This is a genomic window from Bacteroides sp. OF03-11BH, assembly GCF_003604005.1.
Lineage (GTDB): Bacteria > Bacteroidota > Bacteroidia > Bacteroidales > Bacteroidaceae > Bacteroides > Bacteroides ovatus.
Map to the genome: position 1 here is coordinate 74,579 of NZ_QTMW01000013.1, position 22,426 is coordinate 97,004.

Below are 22,426 nucleotides of genomic sequence, written 5' to 3' on the forward strand. Positions count from 1 at the left end.
CCCCCCTTATTCTTTTTTTAAAATGATTTTTCCTCCATATTGTCCTGCCACTTGCTTGCGGAAATCAATGAATGCCGCATATTCATCCGGACTGTAACCCCCTTTGTGCATAAACAATCGGTGAGTGATGTAGATTTCCTTATCTTTCACCTGAATACCGGAATGGAAACTGCCGAACTTGCTTTTCACGTCAAGCGGTTTCGGAAGTCCTTCGATTACATATCCTTCCGGCAGTTGGATGCGGATGCTGTCGGTATCTGTGTATCCGTAGTTGATGTAAATGGGATAGGTGCGCTTCGTCACAGGAGGAACACTGAATTCTTTTCGGAACACATTGGTGGGGATAAACAGACGGTTGCCCGTTTTATGCCCGTATTGATTGCTGGTGGCAGTGTAGTCGAAGGTGATAGACGGATTGGGCTCCTTGCACTCGCTGATTTGCAGGTTCTGAATATCGGCTTGGGATAAGTTGATGCTTGAACGGATGCGGTCTTTCTGTTTGTTAGGCTCCAGATAGACGATGCCTGCTTCATTCTCATATTGAAAAATCCGGGAGATTTCGTTCACCTCTATCCGTGCCTCGGCTGTGGGGGAGAGGGTGATGTTGGCAACGATGTGCTGTGTGTTCAGCGAGTCGGGATAGGTGGGCAGGCGATACATCTGGCCGCCGGTCGGTTCGATGAGTAAGGCGTCGTGTCCCGCAATGTCTTGGTGGACATAGCCGAAGGGAAGCGATGGATTTGTACATTCCAGCCAGAGCGTATCTTGGGGAAGCGGAACTTGCAGGATGACGTGATTCATCTGGTTGGCACTGGAGAAGTCTGGTAGCAAGCGCTCGTTGGTGGTGCTGATGACTGTATAAGTGGAAGCAATTCCCAACTCTTTCAGCATGGCGCGGGTGTAATTGGACAATCCTTTACAGTCGCCGAATCCCGTGCGGCAAACATCGGCGGCGGCAATGGGCTGTAAACCTCCGATGCCTAGTTGGATGCTCACGTAACGGGTGGTTTTGGCCAGATAATCGTAGATTGCTTTCACCTTGTCCCGGTCGGTAGTGCAGCTGGCTGTCAGTTCGTGCAGCTTGGCGCGGAAAGGTTCGGTGAGCAGGTCGCGTCCGTTGAGCAGTTGGTATTGCCATTCTCCGTACTTTTGCCAGCTGCTCATATCGCCTTCCAACTTGTCGTACTTGAAAGCGGAGGGAGCAAAGTAGACACGTGGAAATAGCTCGGCGAAATCCGGACTGAAAGGTTCTTTGATGATGGGAGAGAGCTTGGAAGCGGTGGCTTCAATTACTTGCTGCCCGTCGGCTCCGGTGGACTCCTTCACTTCGATTCCTTTTCCCTGCGTGTTCAGTTCGCGGTATCTGCATCCTTGTCCTGCGGGCAGCTCGATCCGGTAAGTCGCTTTCTCCACTCCCTGGTTAAATTCTGCCTGCGGGACAAAAGGGAGATAACCGATCAGTCCGTTGTTGCATTTCATTTCCCATTCGTATTTCACTGTGAAAGGGAAAGAAGGATGATTACATTCGTAATAATAAAAATAATCGTCCGTGGTAAGCGAAGAGCTGTATTCACTTTTCTGTAGTTCGGATTTCTTTATCTTACGTACACTTTGTCCGGTGGCATTGAGGATTTCTCCGGAGAATTTCTGCAAAGAACGGAACATGTCACATCCGCAGAAGAAACGGGCTGCCTCCAATCCTTTACGGTTGAGGACGCTGATTGTCAGGCTTTCTTTTTCTATGGATTGGGTCATAGATTTGCAGAGAACCTCTGTGCGTGCTTCAACGATAACGGAATTGGCATCCTTGAGAATATCCTGTGCACATGCCGGCTGTATGTGCAGACTTAGGCAGATAAGGACACAGGACAGACCGAATGCCCGGCATATCCTTTGTTTCAGGATGGGGTGGCTGGAACGGATCATTGGTGTAAACAGGTAAAGTTTATATTTTTTTGAGCACGATGAGTGCGTTGTTTTTTTCGATTACTTTGGCCCATAGTTCCTGCAGTTGTTTGTATTGTTCGGAAAGGAATATGTAGCCTTTCAGGTGGAATACATAATTGAGCAGGATTGTATTTCCCTGTTGCTGAATCATATATTTACACTGTAATCCGTCTCCTTCCGACCGGATAGATTGTGATTGAGGAAGTTCTTCCACTTCATATCCTTCGGGGAGAGTCAGCGTAGACAGCATCGTGAATTTGTACGGGTAGGGAAATTCGATGGGAAGTACCCGTTCCGTCTGGATAAAAGGATTGCTTTTCAATTGCGGAAAGAGCATTGGATTGATATAAAGGTGATCGTCCGTTCGGTCGGCTTGCAGGACGAAGTCAAACTCTTCTTCTATCAGTGCCCAGTCATTTTCCTGCTTTTTCACTTTCAGGTTGGTGACAGTGAGTTTCTCTTTCTGGCTGACTTTGTTTTCAGGATTCGAAACGAGATTGTCCTGTTTATGATTTTCATTTGCCTGATATTCGATGGCTTCCTGCCCGTAGAGAACCGTGCTGCGATGTCCTTTCACTTGATTTCCCTCTATTCGAGCATCAATCTTCATAAAACTTTTGTTGTGGGAAAGAGCCATCACGTTCACCCATTTCTTTTCTTCTTTCTCTTTTAGGGAAAGCATGCGTGCTTTGTTTACAGACAATTCAAGCGGCAATATATTAAAGGCAGGTACGTCCATAGAACTGTCTAAAAATACATATTTTTGTTTGTTTATATCGTGGATAGCAACAAAGAATGTATTTAGTTTTTGCAGAGAAGGAAAGTTGTACGGCAGCATACCTGATGAACGTCGGCTCATAACCACCGGATAGGCTTCCAGCCCGAAGTCTTTCAGGATGCTGATAAGGATGAAATTCAGGTCGGCATTACTGCCGCTTCCTTTCTTGATTACTTTTTCGAGCTCTTTGCTGTAGAGCTGATACCGTCCGTTCCAGGCCATTTTCTTTTTGAGCACCTGGAAGGCGCAGATGATTTTCTCCTCGAAATTCATTTCGCTGTTGTAGGCTTGTTTGGTTTCAGGGCGGAAAGGGTTGGTGAGTGAGAGGTGTTCGCCGAACTGTGTATTTTCCGGTTTGAGCAACTGCTTGTCTACATCTTCCCATTTCTGGCTGTATGGTTTGTATTCATTGGGGGTGAATTGAGTGCCTTGCAGATCGAAGCTCACTTGCACCTTATAGTCTTCCGGACACCAGCAGTAGGATTCGTCCTGACGGATAGTCGGAAGGTTGCGTGAGGTAAAGGTGGTTTCTTGTGCCGAAACGGTGAAGTCTTTGCTGACTCCGCCTGCACTGGATCCCTCACGTTCCGTGGCATGAATGGAGGAGTCTCTTTGCTTCACTTGTATGTAGTCCTTTCCCCGGAGTTCGATGTTGTAGACAAATACATGAGGGATGGTGATTTTATACTGGTTGTAGAGCATCGGGAGTTCTTCCTGCATCATCCAGTTGTCGATGTGTGAGAAATAGTCGGAGTAGAGTTTGTAGTGATATTCGATGATAGTGCCCTCTTTGACAGCAGGCAGAGAGAATTTTAGTATTTTATACAGGTTATTGAACCGTTCGAAAGAGATGGATTCCCGCTTCATGGGTGTTTTTATGCATTTCCCGTTTTCCATATTGTAGGAGCAGCCTTCTATCTCACTGGCTCTTTCCTGTCCTTCATCTTTATCGGTAGGAGAGTAGTAGGGAACGGACACGTCGGCGTATGACACTCCTTGTGGTTTCAGGATTTTGATGCGTACCCAGTGCTCGGTAGTTAGTTGAAAACCGTCATGGTAGATGAAGTCACTTTGTCCCTGATGGAAGAGATAAATAGCCGTAGCGGTGGTGTCCGGGGCATAAGAGGTAAGAGACAGTTCTTCTTTGGAGGGTTTTCCGTATTTCAGATTGGGCTCTATGGTGGCTGTTGTGGCTTGTTGTGGGTAGACAGGCGACAGGAGCTGTAATAGAAATGCGCAGAGAATGAATAGTTTTCTCATAATTGTGTTTTTTGTAGTATGCTCACAAAGATAAAAAAAATAGAGAAAGGTGTACCGCCTTTCTCTATTTTAATTTTGTTTTATGTATAAAATATATTATACCAAATGTCCGATCCATTCTTCGCGGTCGCCGGGGAGAAGGTCGATAACGGGAACTTCTACCATCGTGTAGCATCCCGGTTGTTGCTTCATGGAAGCGCGTGCCACGCATACCAGTACTTGTGCGGTCAGTGCGGGGTTATTGATACGCATATTAAATTCGAACAACTGGTTCTGTGTTTTGCCGGATACACCTTTGCGAGTCAGATTTACACCATGACCCATATCCAGCAGGGCGTCTACACTCGGAACGAGTTTCACGTGTGTTTCATCGTTCACGAAGTAAGGATCTGCTTTGATGGCAGCGGCTACTTCTTCGAATTTATATCCGTCTTTCAGTTCGATGTATACCATGCGGCGGTGGATTCCCGTGCCGGTCGGAATGGTCATGGAAAGGGCAGCTTTCACTCCGTCAATCGCTTTTACGGCTACTGTGTGTCCCATGCTCATACCGGGACCGAAGTTGGTGTAGGTGATGCCTTTCGGAGCAATTGCTTCCAGCATGGTGCGTACGATGGAATCGCTTCCCGGATCCCATCCGGCAGAGATGATCGATACGGCTTTATGTTTTTTGGCGGTAGCATTCAAGGTACGGCGCAGGTCTACGATACCGGTGTGGATATCGAAACTGTCTACCGTGTTAATACCCATCGCCAGATATTCTTTTGCATATTTTTCTACGCTGCGGGTCGGCGTGCAAAGAATAGCTACGTCTACTTCTCCCAGCTCTTTTATGTCCTTCACTACTGCGTAGTTTGCTAACTCTTCCGGTTTGTTCTCTGCTCCTGCACGACGAACGACTCCGGCTATTTCGAAATCAGGTGCCGCCTGAAGCGCTTCAAGTACATAATGTCCAATGTTGCCATAACCAACGATGGCAGCTCTTACTTTTTTCATTCTTTTCTTGGTTTTAATGAACAAATTTCTTTCTTTTGCTTGCAAAAGTAAACAAATTACTACTAACTTTGGTTCATCTGCTTTAATATTTTTATTTTTTTCATATTCTTCATATCTAATGCACAAAAGAATAATCTGTGAAAATCAGTGTAATCTGTGGTGAGAAAGTTTTATCTTTGTCCCTGTTATGATAGAATATATTAGAGGCGAACTTGCCGAACTAAGTCCGGCAACCGCGGTGATCGACTGTAACGGGGTGGGATATGCCGCCAATATATCTTTGAATACCTATTCGGCTATTCAGGGAAAGAAAAGTTGTAAGCTATATATTTACGAGGCGATTCGTGAAGATGCGTATGTGCTCTACGGATTTGCCGAGAAACAGGAACGGGAGATTTTCCTATTATTGATTTCCGTTTCCGGAATCGGTGGGAACACGGCTCGTATGATTCTTTCGGCTCTCTCGCCTGCCGAACTGGTGAACGTAATCAGTACTGAAAATGCGAACATGTTGAAAACGGTGAAAGGCATCGGGCTGAAGACTGCGCAACGCGTGATTGTCGACCTGAAAGATAAGATAAAAACAATGGGTATGTCTGCTGCCGGAGGGGCTTCCGCAGGTTTGTTGTTGCAACCTGCCAATGCGGAAGTGCAGGAAGAGGCGGTGTCTGCATTGACGATGCTAGGCTTTGCTGCTGCACCTTCACAGAAGGTGGTGTTGGCTATCTTGAAGGAGGAGCCGGATGCTCCGGTAGAAAAGGTTATCAAACTGGCTTTGAAACGTTTGTAGTATGAAGCAACAGAAGATATATATGAAAGCATGGCTGGACGCTCATGGTCGTGCAAAAGCAGTGGATACGGATGAATGGTATCTGGATTTCGCTAACCAGCTATTGCCGTTGGTGGCAGATTCTTTTATATACGGTGGGAGAGAGTGGGAGGAAGACCAGAAGCGAGTGGCTTTGACGTGTGCCTTGTATTTGGAAGATTGCGTAGCAGACGGAGGAAATTGGCGTCAGTTTATTCATTGGCACCGGAAAAGCTACGGACGTTATTTGCCTTTTTACGCACTGACGGAGGAATATTTGCCGGACGAAATTAACCGTGAAGATATTGTTTTCCTTTTGTGGGCCATCAATTCTCCGGTTGGCGATGATTTTGATGGAGTAGAGAACCCGATGGATGCGGATTTGCTGGAGTTTGCGGATACGCTTTACAACCGTTTGGATGCTGCGTTCGAATTGGCTCCTATCAGCGATTATCTGGCAACGGACTGGCTGATGGAAACGGAGCTGATGCAAAAGAAGCGGATGCCTCTGCCGGTAGCTTTGCCGGGAGAAAAGATGCCTACGAACGTAGAACGTTTCCTTGAAGCGAGCAAAGGTGAACCGCTTTTATACTTTGACTCTTACGAAGCGCTAAAATTTTTCTTTGTGCAGTCGTTGAAGTGGGAAGATGAAGAGGATTCTTTGTTGCCTGACTTAAAGGAGTTCGGTAACTTTGTGGTTTTTGCCAATCCGAAAGGGTTGTTGATCGGTCCTGATGTAGCCGAATATTTTGCAGACAAACGTAATCCGCTCTACAATGCCGAACTGGCTGAAGAGGAAGCATACGAGCTGTTTTGTGAAGAAGGTTTGTGTCCGTTCGATCTGCTGAAATATGGAATGGAACACGATTTGTTGCCGGAAGCACAGTTCCCGTTTGAGAACGGAAAGGAGTTATTGCAGGAAAACTGGGATTTTGTGGCTCGCTGGTTTTTGGGTGAGTATTACGAAGGAGAATAAGAATTATAAGAAATAAGTACTGTTTATATAAGTGCTGTCTATGTTAATCAAAAAAAGTAACAATCCTTTTGCCGGAAAGACAAAGTCTGCAGTCGGTAAAAAGAAGACGACCGGAAAACGGGTCGGAAAATCAAAGCAGGAAAAGGCTAATAATCAGTTGAATAGAAGGATAAAATAAAGGCGTGTAGACCACGCCGTTTTTGGTTATCAGGCTACGCCGTTTGATGATGGCAGACTACGCCTTTTCTCCCTACCAGGAAACGCCTTTTCTCTCACGCAGAGGATTAAGAGTCTCATTATGCATTTGACGGGAATAGTTGTCGTTTATGAAAAATAACAACTATTCCCGTCTATTTTATTATTAACCAATGGCTTTTTCTGGTGGATGGCTTTCCTTTTACTAATCGGTAATTTCTTCCTGTGCTTTCCGTTCTTTCTTCTTATTGATGAATCCGATTTTCAGGTTGGCTTCCTCTTGTTCTTTTTTAATCTGTTCCATGGCCGAGAGGATTTGTGCTAATTCGTAAACACCTGCTGCGGCCTGGCGGTCGGTTGGACTCATTGTCGTTTTATAGGTGCGGTCGCCTATATATTCCACACGGATATTTTTGTCTTTATTGAGATTCAGGAATTCGATCACATTTCCGTCTTCCCCTAGTTTGTAGTCAGCTTTTTCTATTTTCTCGTTCATGTCCGTTGTCTCGTAGCTGTCTTTGGAGCTTGGAGTTTCTGCAAAACTGCCGTCAGGAGCAATCACTTTCACTTTTGTATGGTGAATGTTGCCGGCACCACAGTAGATGGAAGTCATACTCATTATACCTTGCTCGTTCACTTGGAAGCGGAGGTACGAACGGTGCATATTTTTTTCAATGGTCTGTGTAGGCCAGAGGTAGTTGCCGACTTGTTGATATTCGGCATCTTTTTCTAGTTTGAATTTGTCCTTGATGGCATTGAATTCTTCTGTCTTTGCCTGAAAGGCGCTATCCAGGTAAGCAAGCGTTTTTTGCTGTGCCTTTGTTTCAACATCGAGCATCAGTGCCTGTCCCGCCTTACGTGCTTCGAACGCTTTGGGATAGAGAATCTTGATACTGTCAATTTGTAACTTAGCTTCTTCATAGTCGCCACGTTCGTAGGCAGCCTTGGCAACCATCAGTTTTTCATTGGCTTTTTTCTCAAGGCCATTTCCGCAGGCAGCTAATGCCAGCGTACCACAAAAGAGGATAATCAGTTTTTTCATCACAAATTCTATTTACTGGTTTTATTAGCGGCAAAAATACAAATATATCCCTTATTTTTGTAATTTTGTCCCCTCAAAACTTATAACTAAAAAGAATGATAGAGTTGACTCAAGAGGAATTGAAGCAGCATTTTAGCGAACCCATCTTCGGACAGATAGCCGAAACGGCTGATACACTCGGTATGGAGTGTTATGTGGTAGGTGGTTATGTTCGTGATATTTTTCTGCAACGTCCCTCTAAAGATATAGATGTAGTAGTTGTAGGAAGTGGAATTGCAATGGCGGAAGCCCTTGGAAAACAGTTGGGACGTGGTGCTCATGTTTCTGTTTTCAAGAATTTCGGAACAGCACAAGTAAAATATAGAGGCACGGAAGTAGAGTTTGTTGGTGCACGTAAAGAATCTTATCAACGGGATTCGCGTAAACCTATTGTTGAAGACGGCACGCTGGAAGACGATCAGAATCGTCGCGATTTCACGATCAATGCTCTGGCCGTATGTCTCAATAAAGCACGTTTTGGTGAATTGGTAGATCCGTTTGGAGGTTTGGAGGATATGAAGGAAAAGACAATCCGCACTCCCCTCGACCCGGATATTACTTTCAGCGATGATCCCTTGCGCATGATGCGTTGCATCCGTTTTGCTACGCAATTGGGTTTTTACATTGACGATGATACTTTCGAATCGCTTTGCCGGAATAAGGAACGGATTGAAATTATATCCCGTGAACGTATTGCGGACGAACTGAATAAGATTATTCTTTCTCCAATCCCCTCAAAAGGATTTATTGATTTGGAGCGTAGCGGTTTGCTGTCGTTGATTTTTCCGGAATTTGCTGCCTTGCAGGGTGTGGAAACACGGAACGGGCGTTCTCACAAGGATAATTTTTATCATACGTTGGAAGTGCTGGATAATATCAGCAAGAAGACTGATAATCTTTGGCTGCGTTGGGCTGCTTTGTTGCACGACATTGCCAAACCTGCCACGAAACGTTGGGAGCCTAAAGCGGGATGGACGTTCCATAATCATAACTTTATCGGTGAAAAGATGATTCCGCATATCTTCCGCAAGATGAAGTTGCCGATGAATGAGAAGATGAAGTATGTACAAAAGCTGGTCAGCCTGCACATGCGCCCGATCGTTATCGCAGATGATGTGGTGACAGACTCGGCTGTACGCCGTCTGCTCTTCGAAGCGGGTGATGACATTGACGACTTGATGATGCTTTGTGAAGCGGATATTACTTCCAAGAATATGGAACGTAAACAGCGTTTCCTGAATAACTTCCAGTTGGTTCGACAGAAACTGAAGGATTTGGAAGAGAAAGACCGTGTCCGTAATTTCCAGCCACCTGTGAGCGGAGAAGAAATTATGGAGATTTTCGGCTTGGAACCTTGTCGTGAGGTCGGAGTCTTGAAGAGTGCTATCAAAGATGCAATCTTGGATGGAGTGATTCCGAATGAATATGAGGCGGCTCATGCTTTCATGCTGGAACGGGCAAAGAAGATGGGAATGACGCCTATTCGCTGATAGAAGGACGGAACAGATATAAAATCAGGCATCGTAATCCTATAGTATTCAGACACTGATTTATGCGAATCAGTAGTTGAATTGGAGTAAAACAAGGCAGGAATGAACTAATCTTAGTTCTTCTAAGATTTAATTGGTAATATGCGATGATTTAATATTCATCATACATAGATTTATTCGTCTGACAGTTGTTGAACTTTCGTCTGACAGCTGTTTCTTTTTCGTCTGACAATTGTCAGACGAAAGAACAACAATTGTCAGACGAATAAATTCATGTATCATTAGCCATAACCCCATTAGGTATCAAAAATAAATCTGCACAAGCTCGAAATTAGTTCATTTCAGTACCGGCATGAACAAGATTCACCTCTGTACCCTCCGTGTCCTCTGTGGTGAAAACCGTATAGGAATGAATGATAACTTGCTTTCCAACTGCTGATTACTCATTATTTCTTTATCTGTGTGTTTATCGTTTGGGCAACGTCACCGAAAAATGAGGATTCGGAGTATGTTGTTCAAAGATGATAGCCTTCATCTTTTCCACGATATCCGGATGTTGGAGTGTTATGTCATGATCCTCATGAATATCTGTTTTTAGATTATAGAGGAACGGTGTTCCTTTTTTCACTACCATTTTCCAATCATCCATGCGTACGGCAATCTGGTCTGTTTCATCAAATTCCCAATACAGAAAATCATGCTTCTTTTGCTTTTTATTACCCAGGAGTGTGGGGGCGAAAGAAATCCCATCGAAATAATCGACTTCTTTTTCCTTATTGCGGTATTTCTTTTCGTAGTCTTTGATACCAATAACTTCGCAGAACGTCGGCATTAAATCATAAAATGCACAGATGTGATCGTTTACTTCGCCTGTAGGTATGTGTCCCGGCCAACGGGCGATAAATGGAATACGTATTCCTCCTTCGTGACATTGACGTTTCAGTCCGCGTAGTTTTCCGTCTCTGCCGAAGAAAGTAGGATCAGCTCCGCCTTCCTCGTGAGGGCCGTTGTCACTGGAGAAAATAACCAATGTGTTTTCGTCCAGTCCTTTTTCTTTCAGTTTTTTCAAAACTTCGCCCACGTAATAGTCCAGGCGGGTAATCATTCCGGCAAATTGGGCGTGTGTATGCGTGATGGCGTTGTATCGTGAGCCTTCGCTTCCCTTAAATTCTTTATCCGGGTTGAATTTAGCTTTGTATTCATTCAGGATAGAATCTTCCGGCTGAACGAGTTCCGCATGAGGTAAGGTGTAAGTCAATACGCCGAAAAACGGTTGTTTGCCGTCTTGCTGATCCAGCCACTCCAATGCTTTCTGGTGAATCATGTCGGCCGAATATTGCGGACGTTTCAGGTAGTCGGGACCATACATCGGATATTGGATGTTTTCATCCATCACTACACGTACCACTCCGGTGTCACCCAACGCTTTACTATAACGGTTCAGGAAATTGGGATAATAAAGATGAGCCTGAAACTGACAGATATAACCGTAGTATTCGTCTATCCCCCGTTTGTCGGGAGTGGAACAGGAACCTTCGTAACCTCCGGCCCATTTACCGAACATACCTGTGGTATAGCCGTTATCTTTCATTATCTCCGGCAGGATTACGTGGTCGGGATCATAAGGGTGTTGCCCCACTATTGAGTATTCTTTATTCTGTCCATATTCCACGATCGGTGCATTTTTCCAGTACTCCTTGTTACCTCGTACTTCACAATGGCCTGAATGTTGTCCTGTCATGAATGAAGCTCTGGAAGGGGCGCTGACGGGACTTCCTGCGTATGCTTGCGTAAAACGCATTCCTTCACCGGCCATGGCGTCTATATGAGGGGTACGGATAAATGGTTGACCGTAGCATCCTAAGTCTCCATATCCCATATCGTCACAAAGGATGAAGAGGATATTGGGCTGGGTATTTTTTTTCTGTCCGTTGGCAGATAGGGTAGATAGGAGCAGGGCACTGCCTATCAACGGGATTGATTGATAATTCATGATATTGTTGTCATTAAAATAAAAGCGTTTCAGTGTTTCATATCTGGAATTATTTCCCGATTAAGTCCTTTCCTTCGCGTACGCTTTGAAGGATACTTTGCAGTTCTGCCACTTTCTCCGGCATATTCTTTGCATAGTTGGTTACCTCTTTCACTTCTTTCATCTTATAAAGCTGGGGTTCTTTAGAGTTTCCGGTTTCTATCTTCGGTCCCCATTGAATCATTTTCGGTCCGTCATTCGGTTCGATGTATTTCCAGTCTTTGGTGCGGACGGAAAGTGTGTGATTAGAAGCCTGCTCTATCACCCACGGGCGGTCTGTCTTTTCTTTACCCAGCCAACTTCCCAGATAGTTGTAACTATCCGGTGCAGTATTCTTAGGCATCGTAGCTCCGGTCAGGGAAGCGAAAGAGGCGAGCCAGTCCACTTGTGAAACCAATAAGTCTGAAGTCATTCCTTTTTTTACTCCTGCAGGCCAGCTGACGATGGCAGGAATACGGGTTCCTCCTTCAAAGGCACTATATTTGTTGCCCCGTAGTGGTCCCGCAGGACTATGACCGTTGAGTAGTTCTTCTGCTTTGTCATCGTATCCGTCGTCTACTACCGGGCCATTGTCACTTGAAAGAATAATGAGTGTATTTTCTCTTAATCCCAGTTTTTCGAGTGTATTCAGGATTTCACCGACACAATAATCGAACTGTACGATAGCGTCGCCTCTTAATCCCATCGGATTTTTTCCTCTGAAACGGTCGTGAGGAAAGCGGGGCACATGTACGTCATTGGTGGCAAAGTAGAGAAAGAAAGGTTTGTTTTGGTTTTCCTCGATGAATTGAATGGCGTGTGTGGTAAGTGAATCAGCAATGTTTTCGTCTTTCCAGAGTGCCTTTCCACCGCCTTTCATAAAACCAATGCGTGAAACTCCATTAATGATCGACATGTCGTGACCGTGACTTGGCTTGAGGTTATAAAGTAATTCAGGATTACTTTTTCCGGTAGGTTCACCCTCGAAGTTCTTTTGATAACTGACTTCGATGGGAGCACTCGGATCATAGTTGGCTACTTTCCCGTTTTCGATGTATACACAGGGTACACGGTCGGCTGTGGCTGCCATAATGTAATGATAGTCGAAACCTAAATCGCCCAGTGCGCACGGTAACGGAGCATTCCAGTCTTGAGTGGCGGTTTGATCTCCGAGTCCCAGATGCCATTTGCCTACTGCGGCAGTGGTGTAACCGACACTTTTGAACATATCTGCCATGGTGTATTGTTCGGGACGGATAATCATTCCGGCATTTCCTGCCGCTACATCCGTTCCTTCTTTGCGCCATGCGTATTCTCCGGTTAGCATGGAGTAGCGGGAAGGGGTGCTGGTGGCGGCTGTTGCGTGAGCATTGGTGAAAAGGATTCCCGATTTTGCCAGTCGGTTGACGTTGGGTGTCTGTACGTTTTTAGCTCCGTAACATTCCAGATCGCCGTAGCCGAGATCGTCGGCATAGATAAATACAACGTTGGGTGTTTTTGACTTTGTCGGTGTGGTGTTTTCCGGTGCTTTGTTGGCGGCTGTTACAGCACAGGCAACAGAGGATACAAGGGTTAGAATGAAAGGTTGTTTCATTGGTTTTGGGGGTTAAGTGTGTTATTATTAGTAGAAAAAGATGTGCCTGTTCTTTGCCGGACACATCTTTTTCATCGTCTGTTTAACTTAATTCAATGATTTCTTCATTGCAGTTCGTCAGTTTTTCTATTCCTTCGTTGGTCACTACCCAAGAGTTCTCGATACCTACGGGACCTACACCCGGAATAACGATTTTCGGTTCGAGGGCAAAGACCATACCCGGTTCTAATTGTTGCTTTATGCGGGGAGCCAGTACCGGAGCTTCGTTAATTTCAAGCCCGATGCCGTGACCGATAAATTTGGCTTGTTGTCCTGTTCCCATAAATTTGTCGGCAAATCCGGCTGCTTTGACCACTTCGACTGCTGTGTCGTAAAGCACTTCACAGGCAATACCCGGTCTGGCAATGGAAGCAATTTTTTCTTGGATATCCAGACAAACCTGATGGGCGGTGTAAGCTTCTTCGGGCAGTTTGCCGATGGAGAATACACGGCTCATATCGTTCATGTAACCGTTGAAGTTGCCACCTAAGTCCACCATAACGCTTTGTCCCTCTTTTAACGGAGTTTTATTTGCTCCTCCCGGCAAGGCAGGATCAAGTCCCTGACCGCCTAAGGCAAAATCATAAGGAGAGGGGTAACCGGCATTATCTCCGGTCAGTACGCTACCCATGAATATTTCCATACTGCGTCCGAATACCCGGAAAATTCCGAGGCAACCTTGCAGGCGCATCAGGCGTTCTATTTCGATGGAAAATTCAATATCCGTCATACCGGGACGATAAACACCTGGAATCTGCTCATAAGCCTTTGCATGAGCAATGCCGGAGCGGCGGAACATTTCAATTTCTACAGGTGTTTTCACGCTGCGTGCCTGGCGAATCAACGGGGTACCATTTACCACTTCCGCTTCCGGGAAGAGACCGGCCAGACGACAATATTCCGTATAAGGAAGTTCGTCACCTTCTAACATCAGTTTGGTTGGCATCGGTAATCCTTGTTCTTTCAGCAGATCAACAATTTGTTCCGGTTTGCGGATAGAGAATGAGTGCTCTCCTGTGATGTTATTAGGACGTTTAAAAAATAATAGTGCAGGCGAATGAAGGGGGAGGTAAAGATAGCCACTGACTACACAGCCATACGTGTAAATTAAATTTGCATTACACGTGATAAGTGCGGCGTCAATGCCCTGCGACACCATCAGACTGCGAATTTTGTCACGGCGAAATTTCAATTCGGGTTGTAGCATTTTTTATTTATTACTTGATTATTAATTACAAAACCAATAATGGTAAATTATTAGTTGTGAGTTGTTTATCGCATATAACAAATTCACAAACTATTATTTAACCTATCATGCTACAAAGATAATTAATTCCAGCGAAAATAATGTTAATCTCAAAAAAATAGCGCTACCCGCGTCCTGTCACAGGAGACGAGCAGCGCAAACCACAAATACAAATACAACTAAACAAAGTCTTCTAAATAACGCCTTGCCCCATCATTGCGTGAGCTACTTTCATAAATCCGGCAATGTTGGCACCCTTCACATAATTAATGTATCCGTCGGGTTCCGTGCCGTATTTCACGCATTGTGCATGGATGCCGTGCATGATTGCATGGAGTTTTTCGTCCACTTCGGCAGCACTCCAGCTAAGGTGCATTGCGTTTTGAGACATTTCCAGACCGGAAGTGGCTACACCACCTGCGTTGACCGCTTTACCGGGAGCATACATCGTCTTATGTTCAATGAAAAGATCGATAGCTTCAGGGGTACATCCCATGTTGGAAATTTCTCCGACGCAAAGTACGTCATTTTTTATGAGATTTTGAGCATCTTCTCCATTTAATTCGTTCTGGGTGGCGCAAGGAAGTGCGATGTCTGCTTTCACTTCCCACGGGCGTTTTCCTTCTACGAAGGTTGCGTTCGGATACTGTTCGACATAAGGAGCCACAATATCGTTACCCGAAGAACGAAGTTCGAGCATATAGTCAATTTTTTCACCACTGATACCATCCGGATCGTAGATATATCCGTCCGGACCGGAAATCGTAATCACTTTTGCACCCAGTTCGGTAGCTTTAGTAGCTGCTCCCCAGGCAACGTTGCCGAAACCGGAGATTGCCACTGTCTTACCTTTTATATCAATCCCTTTTGCCTGAAGCATCTGGTTGACAAAATACAGTCCTCCGAAACCAGTAGCTTCCGGACGAATCAATGAACCGCCGAATTCCAATCCTTTGCCGGTGAATGTACCGGTAAATTCACGAGTCAGTTTTTTGTACATGCCGAACATATAGCCCACTTCACGTCCTCCTACACCGATGTCACCGGCAGGCACATCCATGTCCGGTCCGAGATGACGCCACAATTCCAGCATAAATGCCTGGCAGAAACGCATGATTTCAGCATCACTCTTGCCGCGTGGAGAGAAATCGGAACCGCCTTTACCGCCACCCATAGGCAGGGTAGTCAGTGCATTCTTGAATGTTTGTTCGAAGCCGAGGAACTTCAAAATGGAAAGATTAACGGATGCATGGAAACGGATACCACCTTTATATGGGCCTATCGCATTATTGAATTGTACACGATAGCCGAGATTGGTCTGTACCTCGCCTCTATCGTCCACCCATGTCACACGGAAAGTGAAGATACGGTCAGGTTCTACCAATCTTTCTATGATTTTAGCTTTTTCAAATTCAGGATGTTGATTGTATATATCTTCGATAGAAAGAAGAACTTCCTTCACTGCCTGAAGATATTCAGATTCACCGGGATGCTTAGCCTCCAAAGAGGACATGATTTTCTGGATGTTCATGATACTATATTTTAAAAGGTTAATTCTGATAAAATGTCAACTAACTCACTGCAAATATAGGAAAATTTTTCAGATGTGATTGATTTTATGCCATTATTTTGATTAAATAATGATAAAATGATAGTAGAAAAAGCATTAGGTATCAAGTATTCAGTGCTAATACTTAATACTTGATACCTGAATTTAATACTTTGTACTTTTTACTTCTTAAAATCCGGCTTCATGTCCAAATTGTACATGATGAAACCGTAGATGTCTGCTTGTTCTTCAAGTACTTTTGCCATCGGTTTGCCTGCACCGTGACCTGCTTTGCTGTCGATGCGGATCAGTGTCGGGTTTGTACCGTCGTTGTCTGCTTGCAGCGTAGCGGCAAACTTGAATGAATGGGCGGGAACCACACGGTCGTCATGGTCGGCAGTGGTTACCAGTGTTGCCGGATATTTTGTGCCCGGTTTCAGGTTGTGCAATGGAGAATAGCCTTTGAGGTATTCAAACATTTCCTTGCTGTCTTCGCTTGTTCCGTAATCGCTTGCCCAGTTCCAACCGATAGTAAATTTATGATAGCGAAGCATATCCATCACGCCTACCTGCGGAATTGCTACACGGAACAGGTCCGGACGCTGTGTCATGCAGGCACCTACCAGCAGACCGCCATTGGAGCCACCTACAATGGCGATTTTATCTTTATTCGTATATTTTTCGTTGATAAGATATTCGGCAGCAGAGATGAAGTCGTCGAATACATTCTGCTTCTGCATCTTAGTTCCGGCTACGTGCCAGTCTTCACCGTATTCGCTGCCACCACGCAGGTTGACTTGTGCGTAGATACCGCCATTTTCGAGGAATGGGATGCGCATTGCACTGAAACCCGGGTTGAGGCTGATGCCGAAACCACCGTATCCGTAGAGGAATACAGGATTTTTGCCGTCTTTCTTCAGATCTTTTTTATAGGTAAGGAACATCGGGACTTTTACACCGTCTTTGCTGGCAAAGAATACTTGTTCCGTCACAAAATCATCCGAGTTGAACTGTACTTTCGGTGCACGGTATAGTTCGTAGGTGTTCTGGTCCATATCATATTTGTAAGTGGCACCCGGAATGGTGAATGAAGTAAATCCGAAGAAACATTCTTTATCGTCTTTGTTGCCGCTAAAGCCTACCGAACCGAGTGAAGGCAGTTGGATTTCCTGAATCTGCTTGCCGTCGAGGCCGTAAACGTATGCATGGTTCGAAGCATCTTTGTCGTAAGTAAGGAACAGTTTGCCACCGATCACTTCTGCATTTGAAAGAACGGCTTCCGATTCGGGAACGAGTTCTTTCCAGTCTTCCAGTTTCGGACGGTTGATGTCGGCTACCATGATCCGGTTTTTCGGTGCACCATAGTTAGTATAAATATAAATCTGGTCGCCGAACACTTCAATCGGGTAGTATTGGTAGTCGAGGTCGGTAGTCAGTTGGATAAAAGGAGAATTCGGATTTTTCAGGTCCCTTATAAATAAGTTGTTGCCTCTTCCGGCACCGGATTCTGTGAGGAAGAGAATACGTTCGTCTTCGCTGGTGCTGGCTGTATAGAAACGTTTCGGATAAGCCGGATTCTGATAAATCAGTTTATCTTTCGATTGCGGTTCACCTATTTTGTGATAATAGATTTTGTGCTTTTCGTTTACGTTGGAGAATTCTTTTCCTTTGGCGGGAGCATCGTAGGCGCTGTAGTAGAATCCGTCTCCTTGCCAGGCGGCACCGGTAAATTTGGCCCATTCGATGTGATCTTCCAATAACTTGCCACTTTCAGTGTCCATGACAAATATTTCAGACCAATCCGATCCGCTGCGTGAGATACTGTAAGCGGTATATTTGCCATCGTTTGAGAAGTAAAGACCGGTCAGTGCCACTGTGCCATCGTCCGAGAGCTTGTTCGGGTCGAGGAAAACGCGAGGCTCGCCGTCCAGTGAATCCTGTACGTAGAATACACTCTGGTTTTGCAGGCCATCATTTTTACTGAAGTAATATTTGCCATGTTTCTTGATTGGCGCACTGATCTTCTCGTAATCGGCCAGTGTGGTCAATCGTTTCAACAAGTTTTCCCGGAATGGAATCTGACTTAGATACTCATTCGTTACTTTGTTTTGTGCTTCTACCCAGGCAGTAGTAGCTGCACTGGTGTCATTTTCCAGCCATCTGTAAGGGTCGGGAACTTGTGTACCGAAGTACACGTCTACGGTGTCTACCTTTGCCGTCTCGGGGTAGACTAGCTTTTTCTGTTGGGGAGCGCATGACATCACCATGATTCCACTCATTAATAAAGTTACTTTTTTCATGTGAATAAAAAGTCTTTTTGAATAAACTTAAAGTTACAAATCTACAAAATAATAAGAGATAAACAAGTAAACTTTATAAAGAAGATGGTGGAAAATGAGATTTAAAGAATTAACTTTGCAAAATGTGATTCTGCAGATAGACGATTTGAAATAAGAAAGGAGAATGACTTTATGCTTAGTAAATATAAATTAAACCAGCTTTACTTCAAAGATACACAATTCGCTAACTTGATGACAAGGCGGATTTTTAACGTGTTATTAATCGCTAATCCTTACGATGCTTTCATGTTGGAGGATGACGGGCGCATTGATGAGAAGATTTTCAATGAATACACTTCTTTGTCTCTGCGCTATCCACCTCGTTTCTCGCAGGTATCTACGGAGGAGGAAGCATTGTCACAGTTGGAAAATATGTCGTTCGACCTGGTGATTTGTATGCCGAGCACGGGGGATAATGACAGTTTCGATATCGGCCGTCACATTAAAGAGAAATACGAGCATATTCCTATCGTCATACTGACTCCTTTTAGCCATGGTATTACCAAACGGATTATCAATGAAGATTTAAGTGCGTTCGAATATGTGTTCTGCTGGTTGGGTAATACCGACCTGTTGGTGTCTATCATTAAGTTGATAGAGGACAAGATGAATCTGGAACACGATGTACAGGAGGTCGGTGTGCAGCTGATTCTTTTGGTGGAAGATGGCATTCGTTTCTATTCTTCCATTTTGCCGAATCTGTATAAGTTCGTGTTGAAGCAGAGTCAGGAATTCTCTACCGAAGCCTTGAATGCACACCAGCGTACGCTCCGTATGCGCGGACGTCCTAAAATAGTGTTGGCACGTACGTATCAGGAGGCGATGGAGATCTATCATAAGTATCAGAATAATATATTGGGGGTAATCACTGACGTCCGTTTCCCGAAAGTGGAACGGGGAGAGAAAGACGGTCTGGCAGGTATCAAGCTGTGTGCGGAGATACGTAAGAATGATCCGTTTGTTCCTTTGATTATTCAGTCTTCCGAATCTGAAAATTCGTCTTATGCAGCCAAGTATGGTGCCAGCTTTATCGATAAGAACTCCAAGAAGATGGACGTTGATTTGCGCCGTATCGTCTCCGATAATTTTGGTTTTGGTGATTTTATTTTCCGCAATCCGGATACCGGGGAGGAGATTGCCCGCGTCCGGAATTTGAAGGAGCTGCAAAACATTCTTTTTGCCGTACCTGCGGAATCTTTCTTATATCATATCAGCAGGAATCACGTGTCGCGTTGGTTTTATTCACGTGCCATGTTCCCGGTGGCTGAATTTTTGAAACCGATAACCTGGAATAGTCTTCAGGATGTGGATGCTCACCGTAAAATCATCTTTGAGGCGATTGTGAAGTATCGTAAGATGAAGAACCAGGGAGTCGTGGCGGTCTTTAAGCGCGACCGCTTCGACCGTTATTCTAACTTTGCCCGTATCGGGGATGGCTCTCTCGGAGGAAAAGGGCGTGGGCTGGCATTTATTGATAATATGGTGAAGCGTCATCCGGAGTTTGACGAGTTTGAAAATGCGCGTATTGCTATTCCGAAAACAGTGGTGCTTTGCACGGATGTCTTTGATGAGTTCATGGACACCAACAATCTGTATCAGATTGCGTTGTCGGATGCGGATGATGCCACGATTTTAAAATATTTCCTGAAGGCAAAGTTGCCGGACCGGTTGATAGAGGACTTTTTCACTTTCTTCGATGTCGTGAAGTCTCCGATTGCCATTCGGTCTTCTTCCTTGTTGGAGGATTCTCACTATCAACCGTTTGCCGGAATTTACAACACTTACATGATTCCTTATCTGGACGACCGCTATGAAATGTTGCGGATGCTTTCCGATGCCATCAAAGGGGTGTATGCTTCGGTTTATTTCCGTGACAGCAAAGCGTATATGCAAGCTACGTCGAATGTAATCGATCAGGAGAAAATGGCTGTTATCTTACAGGAAGTAGTTGGCAATCAGTATGGTGACCGTTATTATCCTTCCATGTCCGGTGTGGCACGCTCGCTCAATTATTATCCGTTGGGGAATGAAAAGGCAGAAGAGGGAACGGTGAATCTGGCTTTGGGATTAGGAAAATATATTGTTGACGGTGGCATGACCCTTCGTTTTTCTCCTTATCATCCTAATCAGGTGTTACAGACCAGCGAAATGGAAATTGCTCTCAAGGAGACTCAAACCCGTTTCTATGCATTGGATTTGAAAAATGCCGGACATGATTTTTCTATCGACGATGGTTTTAATTTGCTGAAACTTCATGTCAAAGAGGCAGAAAGTGACGGTGCTCTGCGTTATATTGCTTCTACCTACGATCCGTACGATCAGATCATTCGTGATGGTTTATATCCGGGAGGACGTAAGGTGATTACTTTTGCTAATATCCTGCAACATGATGTTTTTCCGTTAGCTCGTATTCTGCAGTTAGTATTGAAATATGGTGAACAGGAGATGCGCCGTCCGGTTGAAATTGAATTTGCTGCAACGTTAAGTCGCGAACATGATAAATCCGGAACTTTCTATCTATTGCAGATTCGTCCTATCGTAGACAGCAAAGAAATGCTGGACGAAGATTTGAACGAGATTCCTGATGAGAATGTGATTCTCCGTTCGTATAATTCATTGGGACACGGCATTATGAATGAGGTATATGATGTGGTTTATGTAAAAACGGACAATTATAGTGCCTCCAATAATCAGACGATTGCTTGGGAGATAGAAAAGATCAATCAACAGTTCCTGAACGAAGGAAAGAACTATATATTGGTTGGTCCGGGACGCTGGGGGAGCAGTGATGCATGGCTTGGTATTCCGGTGAAGTGGCCTCATATTTCAGCTGCCCGTGTGATTGTGGAAGCCGGTCTGACTAATTACCGGGTAGATCCCAGTCAGGGGACACACTTTTTCCAGAATCTGACTTCTTTCGGGGTAGGGTATTTCACGATAAACGCCTTTATGAATGATGGAGTGTATAATCAGGATTTCCTCAATGCGCAACCGGCAGTGCAGGAAACGAACTATCTCCGTCACGTTCGCTTTGAAAAGCCTGTGGTAGTCAAGATGGACGGTAAGAAGAAGCTGGGAGTAGTCTTGATGCCGGAGGCTTAAGGTGGTGTATGGTTTATTCTATTTATCCGTTATTTCTATAGGTTAATGGACTCATGCCGACATATCGTTTAAAGTATTTGCCAAAAAACGATGTGTTGGCAAAATTGAGTGAATTAGAAATTTCTTGAATGGAAAGATGGGTGGACTTTAATTGTGATTTGGCATCCATGATGACCATGTGTGCAATGATTTCTGCACATGTATTCCCAGTGACTTTCTTAACTGTTGTACATAGGTGAATATTTGAGATTTTGAGTTTTTCGGCGTACCATGCTACATTTCGGGTATGATTGTAATTCTGCATCACCAGTTGAGTGAAGTTTTTGTAGATTAATTCACCTTTAGATAAAAATTCTTTGGTGTTTTGTAGTTGGGTGTTATACATGGCAGCTATCCCTGCGTGTATGTTGTTGTACAAGTGCGGAGTAATACCTTTACGGGTTGATTCATTGAAAAAGGCATATAATTTTATCAAGAATTGAAAGTACTCCGCCAATAACTTGGCCCCTTCCGGTTTTAATGAAATGACAGGTCGTCCTATCGTTATAAATAAAGTCTTGATAGATGAAGGTGTCAAATTGGCTTGTTCTATGTATTTTGATGAGAATCCTCCAAAATAAAGTATTGGTTCTCCGCTTACACTGTGTATCTGAAGAATGCTTCCCGGCATGATAGTAACAAAATCGTTAGCTCGTACTGTGATACGGTTTAGATTAACTGAAGCCTCAATTTCTCCATCCATACATAATACGAATATTTCCGATTTCAATCGGCAGGGAAAATTTGTATATAATTTGAGTAATTCTTTGTTAACTCCTGTACCTATAAGCCATTCTTCAGGTAAGTCTATTTTGGGTAATTCTTCCATGTTTCGTACTTCTTACTTTATAACAAAGATATGTAGATTTAGGGAAATAGGCTCTCTTTTCTTTTCTTAAATTATAATTTTGACTTGAAAAATGGTATATTACAAGGGGTTTTGAGTATATTTCTTTAAAAATAGAACAGAAACAAG

15 protein-coding genes are annotated in these 22,426 nt (G+C 44.4%); 5 read left to right on the forward strand and 10 right to left on the reverse strand.

What is annotated here, in order from left to right:
• Positions 1 to 6: 6 nt before the first annotated feature.
• From DXA54_RS12080 to DXA54_RS12090, 3 genes are all read right to left on the reverse strand, one after another.
• Positions 7 to 1,926 (reverse strand): transglutaminase-like domain-containing protein, encoded by a 1,920-nt coding sequence (locus DXA54_RS12080; RefSeq protein WP_120079558.1) that lies wholly within the window; start codon positions 1,924 to 1,926, stop codon positions 7 to 9.
• Between the two features lie 19 nt (positions 1,927 to 1,945).
• On the reverse strand, positions 1,946 to 3,985 hold the full coding sequence (locus DXA54_RS12085) for a DUF3857 domain-containing protein (RefSeq protein ID WP_120079560.1): 2,040 nt from the start codon (positions 3,983 to 3,985) through the stop codon (positions 1,946 to 1,948).
• Between the two features lie 96 nt (positions 3,986 to 4,081).
• On the reverse strand, positions 4,082 to 4,981 hold the full coding sequence (locus DXA54_RS12090; protein ID WP_004321792.1) for a diaminopimelate dehydrogenase: 900 nt from the start codon (positions 4,979 to 4,981) through the stop codon (positions 4,082 to 4,084).
• Between the two features lie 187 nt (positions 4,982 to 5,168).
• Between DXA54_RS12090 and ruvA the strand changes: the two genes are divergently transcribed.
• From ruvA to DXA54_RS28395, 3 genes are read left to right on the forward strand one after another with little or no spacing between them, the layout of a single operon-like run.
• Positions 5,169 to 5,771 carry a Holliday junction branch migration protein RuvA gene (gene ruvA, locus DXA54_RS12095; protein ID WP_004306823.1) on the forward strand — a complete coding sequence of 201 codons (603 nt, stop codon included), beginning with the start codon at positions 5,169 to 5,171 and terminating at the stop codon, positions 5,769 to 5,771.
• A gap of 1 nt (position 5,772) precedes the next feature.
• Positions 5,773 to 6,765, forward strand: coding sequence for a DUF3843 family protein (locus DXA54_RS12100; RefSeq protein ID WP_004321790.1), 993 nt, complete (start codon positions 5,773 to 5,775; stop codon positions 6,763 to 6,765).
• 40 nt (positions 6,766 to 6,805) lie between these two features.
• A complete protein-coding gene (locus DXA54_RS28395; RefSeq protein WP_004297987.1) occupies positions 6,806 to 6,943 on the forward strand; it encodes a hypothetical protein in 138 nt (45 codons plus the stop codon).
• A 222-nt stretch (positions 6,944 to 7,165) separates the two neighbouring features.
• Here DXA54_RS28395 and DXA54_RS12105 read toward each other — a convergent pair whose 3' ends face one another.
• On the reverse strand, positions 7,166 to 8,002 hold the full coding sequence (locus DXA54_RS12105; RefSeq protein WP_004297988.1) for a hypothetical protein: 837 nt from the start codon (positions 8,000 to 8,002) through the stop codon (positions 7,166 to 7,168).
• 95 nt (positions 8,003 to 8,097) lie between these two features.
• On the opposite strand from DXA54_RS12105, the gene DXA54_RS12110 reads away from it, so the two are divergent.
• On the forward strand, positions 8,098 to 9,531 hold the full coding sequence (locus DXA54_RS12110; RefSeq protein ID WP_004321787.1) for a CCA tRNA nucleotidyltransferase: 1,434 nt from the start codon (positions 8,098 to 8,100) through the stop codon (positions 9,529 to 9,531).
• 466 nt (positions 9,532 to 9,997) lie between these two features.
• Here the strand turns inward: DXA54_RS12110 and DXA54_RS12115 are convergent, their stop codons facing one another.
• The 5 genes from DXA54_RS12115 to DXA54_RS12135 form a co-directional block, all read right to left on the reverse strand.
• The gene (locus tag DXA54_RS12115; RefSeq protein WP_120079562.1) at positions 9,998 to 11,524 is read right to left on the reverse strand and encodes an arylsulfatase; all 1,527 of its coding nucleotides are present in this window, start codon (positions 11,522 to 11,524) and stop codon (positions 9,998 to 10,000) included.
• Positions 11,525 to 11,573: 49 nt separating this feature from the next.
• Positions 11,574 to 13,136, reverse strand: a complete 1,563-nt coding sequence (locus tag DXA54_RS12120) for a sulfatase family protein (protein ID WP_004310061.1) — start codon at positions 13,134 to 13,136, stop codon at positions 11,574 to 11,576.
• 82 nt (positions 13,137 to 13,218) lie between these two features.
• Positions 13,219 to 14,382: a M24 family metallopeptidase gene (locus DXA54_RS12125; RefSeq protein WP_004306834.1), complete on the reverse strand. Its 1,164-nt coding sequence runs from the start codon at positions 14,380 to 14,382 to the stop codon at positions 13,219 to 13,221.
• Positions 14,383 to 14,614: 232 nt separating this feature from the next.
• Entirely contained in the window at positions 14,615 to 15,952 is a 1,338-nt protein-coding gene (gene gdhA / locus DXA54_RS12130) for an NADP-specific glutamate dehydrogenase (RefSeq protein WP_004297996.1), read from the reverse strand.
• 200 nt (positions 15,953 to 16,152) lie between these two features.
• Entirely contained in the window at positions 16,153 to 18,270 is a 2,118-nt protein-coding gene (locus DXA54_RS12135; protein ID WP_120079564.1) for a prolyl oligopeptidase family serine peptidase, read from the reverse strand.
• 171 nt (positions 18,271 to 18,441) lie between these two features.
• Here DXA54_RS12135 and DXA54_RS12140 point away from each other — a divergent pair, with 171 nt between their 5' ends.
• Positions 18,442 to 21,411: a PEP/pyruvate-binding domain-containing protein gene (locus tag DXA54_RS12140; protein ID WP_120079566.1), complete on the forward strand. Its 2,970-nt coding sequence runs from the start codon at positions 18,442 to 18,444 to the stop codon at positions 21,409 to 21,411.
• A gap of 22 nt (positions 21,412 to 21,433) precedes the next feature.
• On the opposite strand, the gene DXA54_RS12145 is transcribed toward DXA54_RS12140, so the two are convergent.
• Positions 21,434 to 22,279, reverse strand: coding sequence for a helix-turn-helix domain-containing protein (locus DXA54_RS12145; protein ID WP_120079568.1), 846 nt, complete (start codon positions 22,277 to 22,279; stop codon positions 21,434 to 21,436).
• Positions 22,280 to 22,426 lie beyond the last annotated feature (147 nt).

What these genes read in the sequence shown, in the direction of transcription:
- DXA54_RS12115 (WP_120079562.1), bottom strand. Translation starts at nt 11,524, where the DNA reads ATGAATTATCAATCAATCCCGTTGATAGGCAGTGCCCTGCTCCTATCT.
- DXA54_RS12145 (WP_120079568.1), bottom strand. Translation starts at nt 22,279, where the DNA reads ATGGAAGAATTACCCAAAATAGACTTACCTGAAGAATGGCTTATAGGT.
- DXA54_RS12120 (WP_004310061.1), bottom strand. Translation starts at nt 13,136, where the DNA reads ATGAAACAACCTTTCATTCTAACCCTTGTATCCTCTGTTGCCTGTGCT.
- gdhA (WP_004297996.1), bottom strand. Translation starts at nt 15,952, where the DNA reads ATGAACATCCAGAAAATCATGTCCTCTTTGGAGGCTAAGCATCCCGGT.
- DXA54_RS12090 (WP_004321792.1), bottom strand. Translation starts at nt 4,981, where the DNA reads ATGAAAAAAGTAAGAGCTGCCATCGTTGGTTATGGCAACATTGGACAT.
- DXA54_RS12105 (WP_004297988.1), bottom strand. Translation starts at nt 8,002, where the DNA reads ATGAAAAAACTGATTATCCTCTTTTGTGGTACGCTGGCATTAGCTGCC.
- DXA54_RS12085 (WP_120079560.1), bottom strand. Translation starts at nt 3,985, where the DNA reads ATGAGAAAACTATTCATTCTCTGCGCATTTCTATTACAGCTCCTGTCG.
- DXA54_RS12100 (WP_004321790.1), top strand. Translation starts at nt 5,773, where the DNA reads ATGAAGCAACAGAAGATATATATGAAAGCATGGCTGGACGCTCATGGT.
- DXA54_RS12080 (WP_120079558.1), bottom strand. Translation starts at nt 1,926, where the DNA reads ATGATCCGTTCCAGCCACCCCATCCTGAAACAAAGGATATGCCGGGCA.
- DXA54_RS12140 (WP_120079566.1), top strand. Translation starts at nt 18,442, where the DNA reads ATGCTTAGTAAATATAAATTAAACCAGCTTTACTTCAAAGATACACAA.
- ruvA (WP_004306823.1), top strand. Translation starts at nt 5,169, where the DNA reads ATGATAGAATATATTAGAGGCGAACTTGCCGAACTAAGTCCGGCAACC.
- DXA54_RS12110 (WP_004321787.1), top strand. Translation starts at nt 8,098, where the DNA reads ATGATAGAGTTGACTCAAGAGGAATTGAAGCAGCATTTTAGCGAACCC.
- DXA54_RS28395 (WP_004297987.1), top strand. Translation starts at nt 6,806, where the DNA reads ATGTTAATCAAAAAAAGTAACAATCCTTTTGCCGGAAAGACAAAGTCT.
- DXA54_RS12135 (WP_120079564.1), bottom strand. Translation starts at nt 18,270, where the DNA reads ATGAAAAAAGTAACTTTATTAATGAGTGGAATCATGGTGATGTCATGC.
- DXA54_RS12125 (WP_004306834.1), bottom strand. Translation starts at nt 14,382, where the DNA reads ATGCTACAACCCGAATTGAAATTTCGCCGTGACAAAATTCGCAGTCTG.